Below are 14,385 nucleotides of genomic sequence, written 5' to 3' on the forward strand. Positions count from 1 at the left end.
CCTCCTTCTATGGATAGTTGCGCTATCCGTTAATGGATACTGCTACTATCCATCAGGACCGCGAGGAAGGCAAGTGAGATGCGAATCGGGGAACTGAGCCGGGCTACCGGCGTACCGGTGCCGACGATCAAGTACTACCTGCGTGAGGGCCTGCTACCACAGGGTGAGCTGAGCAGCCCGAACCAGGCGTCGTACGGCGAACCACACGTCCGCCGGCTGCGGTTGATCCGTGCCCTGGTCGAGCTGGCCCAGGTCCCGGTGGCGCAGGTCAAAGAGATCCTCGAGTCGCTCGACGCCGACGACGTACCCCTGCACGACCAGATCGGCCGCGCCCACCGCGCACTCACCCCTCGCCGCAAACCGGCCGCCTCCGACGAGGCCCGCGCCGAGGCCACCGCTCAAGTGACCGACCTCATCAGTCGGCGCGGCTGGTCCGTCGAGCCCGAGGCCCCCGCCCTGGCCACCCTGATCGAAACCGTCGCCGCCCTCCGCACCCTCGGCCAGGACAACCTGGTCGGCTTCCTCGACGCCTATGCCGAAGCCGTCGAACGCTTCACCGAACTCGAGATCGATGCCGTCTCCACCAACCCCACCCGAGACCAACTCGCCGAATCCGTCGTCATCGGCACCATCCTCGGCGAAACCCTCATCTCCTCCCTCCGCCTACTGGCCCAAGAATCCATCTCCGCCCAGCGATGGAAGACGTAACCCGCCCGCCGCTTGCAGGTGTCACAGAACCCGGCCACCTGGCGTCTTATGCCGACGTGTCGAAGCACCGATGGCGAGGAGACGACGATGACCAGCACCACCAGGATTCCGCCGGCTGAGATCACCGGCCTCTTCGGGATGGTCGCGAAGCGGATGAGCAAGAAACTGCTCGGCGAGGTCCCCGAACCGCTCGGGGTGATGTGGCACAACCAGCGCGTGCTCAAGGCGTTCTTCGGCTTCAGTGGCAAGGCCGAGAAGTGGGACATCTGCGACCCGCAACTGAAGTCCTTCGCCCATATGGCCACGGCGGCCCTGGTGGGCTGCAGCTTCTGTCTGGACCTGGGCTACTTCCAGGCGAAAAACCAGGACCTCGATCTGGCCAAGGCCCGCGAAGTACCGCGGTGGCGGGAGTCCGACCTGTTCACTCCGCTCGAGCGGGACGTGATGGAGTACGCCGAGGCGATGACTCAGACGCCCCCGACCGTGACCGACGAACTGTCGGCGCGACTGCTGAAGCCGCTCGGCCCGGCCGGCCTGGTCGAGCTCACGGCATTCATCGCCGCCGCGAACCTGGCGAGCCGCACCAACGTCGCCCTCGGCATCACCTCACAGGAGTTCTCCACAGCCTGCGGCCTACAACCCCTCGCCACCCCTCAACGAACCTAGGTGCCGACTCGGTCAGCCGTCGTGCGCCATGTCCACGAAGCGCGAGTAGTGGCCTTGGAAGGCTACGACGACGTCGGCGGTGGGGCCGTTGCGGTGCTTGGCGACGATGAAGTCAGCCTCACCAGGACGCGTCGACTCACGCTCATACGCATCCTCCCGGTGAAGCAGGATCACGACGTCGGCATCTTGCTCAAGGCTGTTATGGAGAGCAATTCCGTTGGCGACGAAGTTGTGGGTGCCTAGGACGGTGGCGTCGTACACCTCCTGCTCGCCGAGGGACTCGATTGAGGTGATGGTGTCCCAGAAGATGTCGTTGGTGGCGAGGACTTCGAGGTCGGCGTTGTCGAGGATGTCGGCGACCTTGGCGAGGCGCTGCCGGCTCGGCGCGTGCTTCCACATCGTCGAACCGGAGAACTGCGTGCCCATGGCCGTGGCGAACTCGCGATGGGTGACCTTGCGGTCGGCGAGCACCTCGCGGACGTCAGTCCAGACCTCCTTGGGGATGGTGTCGAGGTTGGTGTTGCTCTTGACGTCGCGCAGGGCCGCGGCAACCTCGAGGACGTTGAGCCCGCGCAGGCCGTGGACGCCAATCTCGTCGCAGAAGCGCAACTGGTTCTCGGCGCCGTAGATGTACAGGTGGTAGCCGTCGCGGTAGCCGCTCTTCTTGACGGTCTTGATGCGGCTGAAGATGTTGTGGCGAAGGAGTAGCCGGGCCAGGTCGTCGACGAGTCGGCGGCTGGTGGAGGCGTAGTAGATGCGTCCCTGGCCGGCCTTCGCGTCCCAGCGGACGGATCCGTCGGTGGCCCACAGGTGGCGGATGAAGCGCCCGACCTGATCCTTGGGCAGGGCGAAAACGCCGGCCGGGATGAACTTCTCGTGGCTGCGGAGACCGAAGAGGCCCAGCTCGTCGAGCCAGGCGGCGATCGGGTTCCGCTTACCGCGGGCGAGCCGGTACGGCGCTGGGAGGCGGAGACTGGTGACCCGGGCCGCGGCGTACTCGTCGCGGATCGCGGTGATCCCGAAGCGTCTGTGTGCGGCTTCGGCAACGGCGGTCAGGTTGGCCTCGTCGATGCTCGCGTACCGGATCGACTGGCGCTTGACGAACGAGCCGTCGCCGAGCAGATGGGCGAGGATGGTGATCTCGTCCTCGTCCCAGGGGGTGACGTCCAGCGGCGCGGGCACGTGCCGGAGCGACCCCAACCGTGCTCCCGGAACCAGGTCGCCCAGCGGCTTCCAGCCGTCGTACGTGAGGAACGGATGGTTCGCGGTTGCCTTGATCTCCCGGCCGGATGCAAGCTTCAGCCGGAAGACCTCCTTCACACCGCTCGGGAAGGCGTGCGTCAACGTCCGTGGCACCAGCTTCAGCCGATCATCCAGCGACCAGACCGGGATGTCTCGCGCGTCCGTGGCGAGCAGCTCGCCCAGGGAGATTTCGGCGCCGGTGTCTGCGCGCAGCAGCCGGGTGTCCGCGGTCAGGCAACCGGATTCGCGGAGGTCGGAGGCCATGGGGCGTTTGTCGGAGCGTTGTTCGGAGCCTCGGTTGAGCTGGCAGATGGCTACGACGGGGAGCTCTAGTTCTTTGGCGAGGAGCTTGATGGAGCGGGAGAACTCGGAGACCTCGAGCTGGCGGGACTCGACCTTCTTGCCAGACGTCATCAGCTGGAGGTAGTCGATCACGATCAGCCGGAGGTCGTGGCGCTGTTTGAGCCGGCGGGCCTTGGCCCGGATCTCCATCATGGTGAGGTTGGGCGAGTCGTCGATGAAGAGCGGGGCCTCGGAGACCTCGCCCATCTTGCGGGCCAACCGGGCCCAGTCCTCGTCGGTCATCTTGCCGTTGCGCATGTGGTGCAGCGGCACCTTCGCCTCGGCCGAGAGCAGACGCATGGTGATCTCGTTGCGGCTCATCTCGAGCGAGAAGATGCACGAGGTCAGGCCATGCCTGATCGATGCCGACCGGGCGAAGTCCAGCCCGAGGGTGGAGTTGTGGGTCGGGATCATCGTCTTGCCGGCCAGGTACAGGTGGTCGGGGTTGTCGACCTCGACGCACCGCACCGGCACGCTCTCGACCCGCTCGAGCCACTCGAGCCGGCGCTCACCCTCGCCGACCAGCGCGGCCGGGAAACCGTGCCCGGTGATCTGCCGTGGCGCCGACCCGGGGATCGGCGGTGTCAGTCCGGGACTCGCGGACATCGCCGTGTGCAGGTCGGCGGTCGTGCAGACCACCGGGCGGCCGCCGTCCTCGACCCGCCACTGGTGCTCGGCGTCGGCGACGATCGTGCTGCCATCGGAGAAGAACAGCCGGAAACAGGGCCGGTCCACCATCACCTCGGTCGCCGCGACCACCGTGGTCGGCAGGCCGTCGGCGTCGAGGAGCTGGTCACCGACGGCGACCTCGGCCATCGTGGTCCAGCCGGTCGGCGTCGGCAGTGGGGTGTCGAGCGCGAGCGCCTTCCCCATCGCGGGACGTGCGGCGACGATGATCATCTGGCCGGGGTGCAGGCCGTTGGTCAGCTCGTCGAGGTCGGTGAACCCGGTCGGTACGCCGACCATCGCGTCACCACGGGAGTCGATCGCCTCGATCTCGTCGAGGGCGCCCTCCATGATGTCCTTCAGCGGCGCGTAGTCCTCGGTGGTCCGCTTCTCGGTGACCGAGTAGATCTCGGCCTGCGCCTCGTCGACGACGTCGTCGACCTCACCCTCACCGGCGTACCCGAGCTGGACGATCTTGGTGCCGGCCTCGACCAGGCGGCGCAGGATCGCCTTCTCCCGGACGATGTGCGCGTAGTAGCCGGCGTTCGCGGCGAGCGGGACGGAGGCGACCAGGGTGTGCACGTACGGCGCGCCGCCGATCCGGGCCATCTCGCCCCGGCGGTTCAGCTCGGCCGCGACCGTGATCGCGTCGGCCGGCTCACCCCGCGCGTACAGATCGGTGACGGCGTCGAAGACGATCTCGTGCGCCGGGCGGTAGAAGTCGGTGCCGCGCAGGGTCTCGATGACGTCGGCGATCGCGTCCTTGCTCAGCATCATCGCGCCGAGCACGCACTGCTCGGCCGCCAGGTCCTGTGGCGGGGTGCGGTCGAAGCCCATCTCCGGGTTGCGCTCTTCCTGACCGCCGCCCGGACCCCCGCGGAACTCCGCCACACTCACTTCGTCCGACCTCCTCGTCCGCCCACCGCATCACGCCAGGCCGAAACACTCCGCCCGGCCCAGAATCGAACACCTGATCGAACCGTAACCGAACCCGCCGACAATTTCCTCCCCCCACCCGACCACCCGGCCGGACAAGGATTCGCCGGCGCCGTCCGCAGGCGGACTCGCCCCCGAGACTGCGGGCGGACGGCGTCAGTCACGCGACCGTACGCCGGTCCTGGCACCGGGTGGTAGCCGGTCGTCCACAGGGGGTGTGGACGAGCTGTGGGAAACCCCGTGAGCAGGTGTGCACAGGTTGGGCATATACCTGTGGATATCTGGGGACAACGATCCACAACAGGCCCCTGACCTGCAGTTTCACCAATGCACAACTGTGGAGAAGAAAAAGATTCAAACCTTCTTCCGGACTCCCCGGTCCGGTGGGCTGTGCACAGCCTGAGTCAGGCACAATGTCCCTCATGCTCATGACAGGCCACCCGTGAGGGCCGGGCTGCGACGTCTCCTCGGGGAGCAAGACCAGGAGATTCTGCGACTCGCCGTTCCGGCCTTCTTCGCCCTGGTATCCGAGCCGCTGATGTTGCTGGCCGACTCGGCGATCGTCGGACATCTCGGGACGCCGCAACTCGCGGCACTCGGTGTGGCCGGCGTGATCCTGCAGTCGCTGGTCGGTGTCTGCATCTTCCTCGCGTACGGCACCACCTCGGCCGTCGCCCGGCGGATCGGCGCCGGTGACCACCGCGGTGCGCTCGCCCAGGGCATCGACGGACTCTGGCTGGCTCTGCTGCTGGGCGTCGTACTGGCCGTGGCCGGCCTCATCCTCGCCCCAGTCGCGGTAGCAGCGTTCGACCCGTCGCCGGACGTCGCCGACCATGCGGTGATCTATCTGCGCATCTCCTGCTTCGGCATCCCGTCCATGCTCCTGCTGCTGGCGGCGACCGGCGTACTGCGCGGCCTGCAGGACACCAAGACCCCCATGGTCGTCGCGATCAGCGCCAACCTCGTGAACATCGGTCTGAACTTCCTGCTCGTCTACGGCCTCGACCTGGACATCGCAGGCTCCGCACTGGGTACGGCGCTCGCCCAGACAGCCGCCGGCGTCGCGCTTGCCGTGGTGGTCGTCAAAGGCGCCAGACGAGACGGAGCCAAGCTGCGACCGGACCGCCCCGGCATCATCGCGTCGGCGCAGATGGGTGGGCCGCTGATCGTCCGCACCCTGACGTTGCGGGTGGCAATCATCCTGCTCACCTTCGTCGCCACCGGCCTGGGTACGACGTCGCTGGCGGCACACCAGGTGGCCTTCACCCTGTGGTCGTTCCTGGCCCTCGCACTCGACGCGATCGCCATCGCAGGCCAGGCGCTGACCGGCCGCTCCCTGGGCGCCGGTGACGTGGCCGGAACCCGGGCTATCACCCGCCGGATGATGTGGTGGGGTCTGTTCTCCGGACTGCTCGGCGGACTGGTCCTGTGGGGTCTGCGGGACGTCTACGTGCCGTGGTTCACCTCTGATCCGGAGGTACGACGGACGCTGGCCGCCGTACTGATCGTGGCAGCGCTCTGGCAACCGGTGAACGGCGTGGTGTTCGTGCTGGACGGCGTACTGATCGGAGCGGGTGATGGACCGTACCTGGCGGTGGCAGGACTCATCGCCCTCGTGCTGTACGTACCGCTGGCGTTGAGCGTGTTGTGGCTCGACGGTGGCGTCGTCGCCTTGTGGTGGGCGTTCGGTGGGTTCATGCTGTTGCGGCTGATCACTCTGGTCACCCGTGAGCGCCGAGATGCCTGGCTGGTGACAGGGGCGGTCCGCTGACCCCGCAGGTGCGGCATCGTTTGGCAGGACGAAAGGGAACGGCATGGCCGACGACGAGCAGACCGTTGCGCTGGAGCCCGACCAGCGCGAGCAGGGCGACGACGACAGCCCTGAGGCGCTGAGCGAGCGGCGCGGCGCCGGCAAATGGGTGCGCGACGCTGAGCGCCCGGTCGGGGATCTGACGCCGGAGGAGGCCCGCCGCGAGGAGGAACTCGAGCAGGTCCACGAGGAGGAGATCGAGCTCGCCGCCAAGGACGAGCGTGAGCTGATCGAGACCCGCCGCCGACGCGAGGTCCTCGACGCCACCGCGGAGACCACCGAGGCGATGCGGCTGGCCGACGTGGCCGAGACCCAGCGTGATCGCCATCGCGACGACGCCGCCGTCCAACGCCGGCAGGGTCGCAGCGACCGGGCCCACGGCCACCACCTCCTGGACGAAGCAGCCGCCCGCCCCGACGAGCCCGGTGCGGACGCGACCGCGGCCGCTGGGCGGCGGTATCAGCGCGCCGCCGAGCGCGAAGACAGGGCCGCCAGGTACAACGAGGGCGCTGCAGACCGGTACGACGCGGAAGCACGCGACAAGCGCAGCGAAGCGGCCCAGCAACCCGGCCAGCCGCCCGCCGAAGAGGCCGTCCGCAACCCACCGGACGAGACCCCGATCGCCCGCAAGTTCATCAAGCGCAAGCACCTCAAGCAGCAGCGGGAGCGCGACCCCGGGGCGCTCCGCGACATCGGCCTGGGCGACGGCTAGGGCGCGAGCTTCTGCCGGTCGATGATCAGCAGATTCGCCGCGACCAGTACGACGAATACGACGGCCAGGACCGGGTGTCCCAGGCTCCAGAGCGCGGCACCGGCCAGGCCGAACACCAGGACCTTGACGATCGTCCGTACGACGGGCGTGCCGCGCTTGGCCGTGGGCGCGGCGAAGAGTCCCCACACCACCGCGGTCACCACGGGCAGACCGATCGCGAGCAGCAACCGGACCGGCGTCGTACCGTCAACCTCCCAGCCCCACCAGGCGAAGATGCCTAGGGCAACCAACTCGGCGAGGAAGGCGAGGAGCAGGTTGCCCCAGCGCCACATCTAGATGCCGCGCAGGTTGGGCTGACGCTGGTCGAAGAACAGGCCGGCCGGCGGTTCCTCCACGGGCAACGGCGGGATCGGGTAGTCGGTGTGCGCACCACGGCAGGCCGCGAACGGGCCGTCGGGATCGAGCAGCGCCATCATGTGCGGGTCCGCGTGGTCACGCCACCAGACCGACATGCCGGTGGCCGGATCGAGCCGGAGGTGTTCCCAGGCGCGCCAGATCGAGTCCAGCCGGCTCAGCGCCTCCGCGTGGCGGTACCACTCCGGGCACCAGATGAACTGCTGCCCGATCCGCCGCGTGTAGAGGTAGACCAGCCGGTCCTCGACGAAGGCCGCGACATGCGGATAGAAGAGTTCTTGCTGTTCACCATCCACGGCGCTGCTCCTCACTCTGCTCCCAGACCGGCACACCCGTCGGCCGCGCGGGTGGCTCCGACGGCTGCGACGTACCGGCCGCGACCCACGGGTTCCCGCTCTGCGGAGCCGTCGAACCGCTCGCGCCCGGATCGTACTTCGTCAGCGACGCCTTCACCGCACCCGCGTCCGGCCGGGTGAACCAGGGCACCGTCTTGACCATCGTCGCCGGGATACCGGACGGGAACACCACAGCCCGTCCCGGCGGCATCGAGGCGAGGTCGGACACCTCCATGATGTTGTGCCGCTGGGTCTGCCTGCTGGTGCCGCGCTCGCCCTTGTTGTACGACACCGAGCTGGAAATGATGTCGTAGTCGCCGATCAGCTTGCTCAGCCGCTCGAGGAAGTTCGCGTCCGATGCGCCACCGCCGTACACCCGGATGTTGGCGGCCGACCAGAGCTTCTCCATCCCGTGCTCGCCCCAGCACTCCTGTCCCTGCGCCCAGGACTGCAGGATCGTCATCAAGACGATGCCGCGGGAGCCGAAGTGGCTGTACAGGTCGGGCAGGTTCTTCCAGCGGCACACGTTCGCCGCCTCGTCCAGGACCCCGACCAGCGGGTTCGGCATCCGGCCCATCGGGCAGCCCTTGGCGTACTCCTCGGCCGCCTCCACGACGGCGACCGTCAACGCGGTGACGAGTGGTCCCGCCGTACCGGCGCCTTCCTTGGACAGGCTGTAGAGCGTGCCGCCCTGGCGGACGAACTCGTGCGGGTTGAACTGCGGGCGGGTGTCGTTCGGTCCCTGCGGGATGACCCAGCGGGTGACCTTGCGGTTGACCAGGAACTGGGCGCTCTGCTGCGCGGTTCCGTACACACCGGCGCGCTGCTTGTCCGGCGCGTTGATGACACCGGACAACGCGTCAGCGGACAGGTGCAGGCCCGGGGTGTTGCGCAGGATCCGCTCGGGCTCGTCGTTGCGCTGGTCCGCGAGCCAGCTGTAGACCTGGGTGATCGGGCGCTTCGCGACCGCGGCCGCGAGCAGTAGGCCGGCCAGCAGGTCGGTGCCGGCGGCGTCGAAGAACGCGTCGGTCTGGGCGTTCACGTTGCGCTGCGAGGCGACGAAGTGCTCGGCCAGCTCGCGCGCCTTCGTCTCGTCGGTGATGTAGGTGAGCGGGTTCCACCACCAGTTCGGCGGCTCCTCGCAGACCTCCTGCGGGTCGAAGACCCAGACCGGGCCGCGTTCGGTGCGCGGACCGCGGGTGGCGTCGACGATGTCCCGCTTGTTCGAGGTCGCGACCACCGCGCCGGGCGCGTCCAGGATCGCCGGTACGGCGCGCGACGTGGTCTTACCGGTTCGCGGACCCCAGATGTCGACGTGCATGTCCTCCCAGGACCCGAACACGTCCAGGTTGTCGCGGACCGTCCGGCCGATCATGATGCCGGGACCGGCATGCCCGGCGCCGAGCCGGTTGGCGATCTCCTGGGCACCCTGGCGGGTGAGCTTGTGGATCTCCGACCGCTTCGACATCAACTGCGCGGACCGGTCCACCCGGCCGACGCTCTTCTGCTGCTTGCGGAGCAGGAACCAGCCGCCACCCACGATCAGCGCCAGGACGACGAGCTCGAGGATGAACACACCGCTCGCCGCGGCGGACCAGCGGATCCGGCCGCTGATCAGGTCGGCGAACGCGGCGATCGGGCCCGGCACCGCGCGGGTGTCGTTGATCGCGGCAGCGGCCTTGAGCGCGCCCCAGATGCCGCCGACGATCAGCGTGAGCAGTCCGATGCCGATGAAGACCATGACCGTCTCGGCGGACAGCCCGCCGGGACCGGTGCTCTTTCTCCCCTGGGCCATTACTCGTCAACTCCCGTTCGGGCGACCACCCGGGTGGTCGGGTCGGGCGGCGGCAACATGGTCGGGTCGTCGAGGCTGTACTCCTCGACCACCTCCTCCGATCCGTCGGCGGCCACCTCGACCTTCAGCGGCGTGCCGTCGACACCGGTCTTCCACAGCTTGTTCGTGTCGTTGATCTCGCGCTCGACCGAGGTGAGCCCGACATGCACCGGGATCCCCGGGCGACCACCGACCTTGACCAGGAAGTTGCCCCGGCCGGGTGGCGCGGCCTCCTCGCCGGTGGCCGGGTCCCAGGCGGGCGGGTCCTGCCAGCCGATGAGCATGTTCTGCTCCTCCTCGGACATCGGCACGACCTCGCTCAGGTTCTCCATCTCGGCCCGCGGCAGGCCGCCGCAGATGACCATGCCGGAGCGCTCGACGAAGCCCTTGGCCTTCATCCGGTCCTCGGGGTGCTCGAGCGCCAGCAGGTCGGACATGGTGTGCGAGATCATCGCCATGCCGACACCACGCTGACGGTTCAGCCGGGTCAGCGCGTCGACGCGGTCGACCAGACCACGACCGGCGCGCAGCACCCGCCACAGCTCGTCGAGGATGACGAAGTAGTGCCGCCGCGGCTCCAGGCCGGCGTCCGCGAGCGCCTGCGAGACGGCGACCGCGCCGAAGCCGTACGACCAGCAGGCCAGCAGTACGGCGGCCTGCAGGTTGGTCTCGGAGTCGTCGATGTTGGACACGTCGAACACGACCGGACGGTCCATCTGCATCGGGTTGTCGGTCTGCTCGGAGAAGATCTCGCCCAGCCGGCCACCGCCGACCAGACCGATCAGCGAGGCCTCGAGTCCTTCGGTGATCTGCCGGTACCGCTCCAGGCTGCCGCGGTCCAGCGCCACGTTGCGGACCCGGTCCGGCGCGTCCTGGACGACCCGGAGCAGGTCGCGCAGTACCGGCGTACCGCTGTGTCTCTCGTCGAGGACCTTGAGGGCCTCGTCGATGATGGTCTCCTCGCGGTCCGTCGGCGGGGCCGAGCGCATGATCGAGATCAGCGCGGAAACCATCGTCTGCCGGCGGCCGTGCGCGTCCGCCTGGATCGCCTGCCGGGCGCTGCCGGTGAGCCGGAGCGCGGCCTGCCGCGACTCGCCAGGGTCGAGCACGTTCAGGTGCCCGCGGCCGCGGCCGAGCTGGATGACCTGGCCGCCGAGCGCCTCGATCAGGTCCTTGTAGTCAGGCTTGAGGTCGCCGAGCACCAGCGGCTGGATGCCGTACCCGGCCAGGCCGAGCGCCATCCGCCGGGTGATCGTCGACTTGCCCAGACCGGGCTTGCCGAGGACGAACATCGACGGGTTGGAGATCAGCTTCGCGCGCATGAACCAGCTGATCGGATCGCAGCACATGGTCGCGCCGGACAGGATGTTGCGGCCGATAGGTACGCCGACCATCGGGCTGCCGGTGCCGGCCGCGAACGGCCACATCCCGCAGACCTGGACCGTCGTACCGCGCCATTCGGCCGGCGCCTGGACGTACGTCGAGTAGCCGCCACCCATCCCCGGCCAGCCGCGCGGCATCGGCCGCTTGCCACCGCGGCTCGGGTCGACCGGCTTCTTCTTCTTGCTCATCGGGACTCCCCAGCGGTCATAGCGCTTCCCGCAGACCCGCCGGCACCGACAGGTGGCTCTGCAGTACGACGCCCAGCGGCAGCGCGGCCACGAACGCGGAGTCCTGCGATCCGTACGCCGGACGGAGCAGGATGCGTGCGGTCGCGCCCAGGTTGTCGATGGCGGCGATCATGTCCGGGAGTTGCTCGACCGACATCACCGTGCCGGTGACCACCATGCCGAAGTTGACCAGGCCGGCGCCCCGGGCTTCCTCCTGGGCGGTCCGGTCGGCAGCTCGGGCCTCGGCCATCGTCCGGGCCGTCGGACGGCTCGACGTGGTGGCGCGGAAGGACGCGTTGCGCTTGTCGGCCTCCACCATCCGGGCCGAGGTCGCCGCGTCCAGCGGACGGTAGAGCAACGTGACCCGCTTGCGGTCGACGTCGGCGTGCGGCGCGACCAGCTGGGACAGCACCGAGGAGAACACCTCACCACGCGGCGCCTGGCTCATCTGCCACGTCACGGACCATGCGGAGTCGTGCCGGTACTTGTCCCAGAACGACTGCGCGCCGGCCGGACCGACATCGGTCCACTGCAGCTCCGGCGCCATCCCCTGGCTGCGTGCCTCGTCGATCAGTACGGCCGACGCCGGGTCGTACGCGATGCGCACGGTCTCGCAGAGCTCCTGTGCGGTGACCGGCCGGGCCGCACCCGCACCGGTCGCGTTCAGGCTCTGCGTGAGCGCGGGCAGGCGGGACGCGAGCTCGCGGCCCATGTCCTCTTCCTTACGTCGCTTGCCGTTGCGGTCGGTGCCCTTGAAGGTCAGCGCGACGCGGGCCGCGACGAGGGCCGAGCCCTCCGGGTACGTCTGCACGACCTCGGTCAGCATCGCCCGGGCGATCGCCGGCGTACCGTCCTGCATGTTGTTGCCGACCTCACGGCGCAGCCGGATGCCGGTGTCGGGCGCGCTCTCGACCGTCACCGAGGCGGCCACGATCCCGGGCTCGTGGCCGAGCGACGCGAGCCACTGACCCCAGTGCGCGACCCACACGTCCACCTGCTCCTCGTCGACCAGCGAGGCGCCGTCGGGCTCGGCGTTGATGACCACGGTGAAGTGCCGGGTGCTCGGGTAGTACAGCAGCGCGAAGGGCCGGCCGTACGAGTCCTTGAACTCGCTCAGCTGGGACGCGGCGGCCAGGCCGGGGAGCTGGAACTTGCCCCAGGCGGTCCGTCCGAGCGGACCGGAACGGTAGATGTTGTGCTTCGCCATCTTTGCTCGTTGCCATCCAATGCGGGTCGATAGCCGTTGCAGCGCGGACTGCCCGTGTTTGTCCTTCGTCATCAGCATCAGCAGGCAGGCGCCGACGATCAGCAGGGTGACGACCGAGGCCATCAGGCCGCCCGCCATCGTGGCCAGGACGGTGATGAACAGACCGCCCATCATGATCGCGGTGCCGAGGGTGCCCAGGCCCGCGAGCCCCGCTGACGCGGGCTGTCGCCAGTTGCCGTAGGTGCGCGGGGCGCTTCGTACGTTGTCAGCCGCTGCCACGTGGTCCGTCCGAGTCTCGTTGGTTGTCCCGGCGGGACTGGTCGTCCTGGTACTGCAAGTTCTGCCGTTGCTGTGCTCGTGCTCGATCGTTGTCGCGGCTCGTATCGCGGGCCGAGCCGCCACTGCCGGACGGGCCGCCTCCGCCTCCGCCGCCTCCGCCACCGCCACCGCCGGAGCCGTCGTCGGAGCCGTCGCCGATGGTCTCGGACGTAACAGTCTGGGCGGCCTGCTTGGTCGCGTCGTAAGCCATCTTGGCCCCGACCACCACAGCAGCAGCCGGCCCGGCCGCCGCGGCACCACCGGCCGCCGCCGCACCACCACCAGCCGCAGCACCACCGCCGGCAGCCGCACCACCGCCGGCAGCGGCACCTCCGCCACCACCGGCCGCCGCCGCGGCACCACCGCCACCACCGCCACCGGCTGCCGCGGCACCGCCACCACCACCGCCACCACCTGCGCCTGCCGCGCCTTGGCCGCCGCCACCAGCACCGCCGCCGCCACCGCCACTACCGCTCTGCTGAGTGGCGCGCCCTACGTTCTGGGCGCCGCTCGGGCCTTGGCCGCCGCCGTCACCGCCGCCCTGGTCGGCCCCTTGCTGAGCCTTGTCGGCGAGCTTGTCCATGCCGACCATCTTGGCCGCGATCATGCCGGCCCCGGCCGAACCCGCGGTCGCGCCGACCATCGGGACCAGGAACCGCATCAGCGCGGGCAGCGCGAACAGGGCGAGCACCAGCATGGTGAGGCCGGTGACCATGTTCATCACCTGCGTCGCCACCGGCTCGTCGGTGTTGTTGAAGTCCAGCCCCTGGCCGTTGTTCGAGGTGAGTCTGATCGCGGTCGCGTAGACGATCGCGGCCACCGGTTTGTAGAGGATGAAGGCGAGCAGCCAGGACAGGATCCGCTTGAACCAGGTCCGGCCCATCTCGGTGTTGGTCGCCGCGGCCGCGATCGGCAGCACGCCGAGCAGCAGGATCAGCATCGCGCTGCGCACCACCATCAGCACGATCTGGATCACGCCGGCGACGATGGTGAGGATGCCGATGGTGATCGCGAGGCCGATGCCGATCGGACCGACGGTCGCGGACAGGCCGAGCATCGCGGTCATCGTCTCGCCGAAACTCGTGCCGCCGCCGTTGCCTATCCCGCAGCGCCAGCCTTCGCCGGAGTCGCTCAGCGCGGTGGTGACGATGCAGTCGGAGAACTTGTCGCCGAACTCGATCAGTGCCTGTGCGACCCCGACCGCCAGCGCCGACGCGATCGCCAGCGTGACCAGCGACCGGAGGATGTCCCGGGCTCCGTCACCGCGCTGGCTCCACGCCATCTGCATCGCGCCGATCAGCAGGCCGATCACGGCGATGAAGACGGCGATGTACTGGGTGTGGTCCCAGATCCAGCCGACCGTGTCGTTGGCCGGCGTCCCGTTCCCATTGCCGACGTCCGGTGTGTCGACGTACACCCAGAAGGTGCCGATGGTGCCCATCACCAGCGTGACTGCCTTGGAGACGGCATCGAGAATCGGCTGGAAGATCAAGTCGATCAATCCTTCGATCACGGGCGCGAGAACGGTACTGACGATCGCTTGCAGGCACTCTTTCCAGCCGTCACTGCATCCGAGCGCGATCAT

Annotated in this window: 11 protein-coding genes; 4 read left to right on the plus strand and 7 right to left on the minus strand. The window is 68.9% G+C overall.

Going from position 1 to position 14,385, the window contains the following annotated elements:
* The first annotated feature begins 78 nt into the window (after positions 1 to 78).
* Together EV652_RS23905 and EV652_RS23910 are read left to right on the plus strand one after the other, a co-directional pair.
* Positions 79 to 708, plus strand: a complete 630-nt coding sequence (locus EV652_RS23905; RefSeq protein WP_132211446.1) for a MerR family transcriptional regulator — start codon at positions 79 to 81, stop codon at positions 706 to 708.
* A gap of 87 nt (positions 709 to 795) precedes the next feature.
* Positions 796 to 1,374, plus strand: a complete 579-nt coding sequence (locus EV652_RS23910; RefSeq protein ID WP_132211447.1) for a carboxymuconolactone decarboxylase family protein — start codon at positions 796 to 798, stop codon at positions 1,372 to 1,374.
* Between the two features lie 12 nt (positions 1,375 to 1,386).
* Here the strand turns inward: EV652_RS23910 and EV652_RS23915 are convergent, their stop codons facing one another.
* Positions 1,387 to 4,461 (minus strand): replicative DNA helicase, encoded by a 3,075-nt coding sequence (locus EV652_RS23915; protein ID WP_132211762.1) that lies wholly within the window; start codon positions 4,459 to 4,461, stop codon positions 1,387 to 1,389.
* A gap of 541 nt (positions 4,462 to 5,002) precedes the next feature.
* On the opposite strand from EV652_RS23915, the gene EV652_RS23920 reads away from it, so the two are divergent.
* A complete protein-coding gene (locus EV652_RS23920; RefSeq protein WP_242001955.1) occupies positions 5,003 to 6,331 on the plus strand; it encodes an MATE family efflux transporter in 1,329 nt (442 codons plus the stop codon).
* 43 nt (positions 6,332 to 6,374) lie between these two features.
* Entirely contained in the window at positions 6,375 to 7,082 is a 708-nt protein-coding gene (locus EV652_RS23925; RefSeq protein WP_132211448.1) for a hypothetical protein, read from the plus strand.
* On the opposite strand, the gene EV652_RS23930 is transcribed toward EV652_RS23925, so the two are convergent.
* Genes EV652_RS23930 through EV652_RS23955 form a run of 6 tightly spaced genes read right to left on the minus strand, consistent with a single transcriptional unit; the run spans position 7,079 to position 14,385 of the window.
* Complete coding sequence (locus tag EV652_RS23930) at positions 7,079 to 7,414, minus strand: YrdB family protein (RefSeq protein ID WP_132211449.1); 336 nt, start codon at positions 7,412 to 7,414, stop codon at positions 7,079 to 7,081. The genes EV652_RS23925 and EV652_RS23930 overlap by 4 nt on opposite strands.
* Positions 7,415 to 7,792, minus strand: coding sequence for a DUF4913 domain-containing protein (locus EV652_RS23935; protein ID WP_132211450.1), 378 nt, complete (start codon positions 7,790 to 7,792; stop codon positions 7,415 to 7,417).
* The gene (locus EV652_RS23940; protein ID WP_132211451.1) at positions 7,782 to 9,626 is read right to left on the minus strand and encodes a type IV secretory system conjugative DNA transfer family protein; all 1,845 of its coding nucleotides are present in this window, start codon (positions 9,624 to 9,626) and stop codon (positions 7,782 to 7,784) included. Before EV652_RS23940 ends, EV652_RS23935 begins: the two co-directional genes overlap by 11 nt.
* Positions 9,626 to 11,236: a putative type IV secretion/conjugal transfer ATPase gene (locus tag EV652_RS23945; RefSeq protein WP_132211452.1), complete on the minus strand. Its 1,611-nt coding sequence runs from the start codon at positions 11,234 to 11,236 to the stop codon at positions 9,626 to 9,628. Before EV652_RS23945 ends, EV652_RS23940 begins: the two co-directional genes overlap by 1 nt.
* A 16-nt stretch (positions 11,237 to 11,252) precedes the next feature.
* On the minus strand, positions 11,253 to 12,761 hold the full coding sequence (locus EV652_RS23950) for an SCO6880 family protein (protein ID WP_199238372.1): 1,509 nt from the start codon (positions 12,759 to 12,761) through the stop codon (positions 11,253 to 11,255).
* Complete coding sequence (locus tag EV652_RS23955; RefSeq protein WP_132211453.1) at positions 12,748 to 14,385, minus strand: TrbL/VirB6 family protein; 1,638 nt, start codon at positions 14,383 to 14,385, stop codon at positions 12,748 to 12,750. Before EV652_RS23955 ends, EV652_RS23950 begins: the two co-directional genes overlap by 14 nt.

Source organism: Kribbella steppae, from assembly GCF_004342025.1.
Taxonomy (GTDB): Bacteria; Actinomycetota; Actinomycetes; order Propionibacteriales; family Kribbellaceae; genus Kribbella; species Kribbella steppae.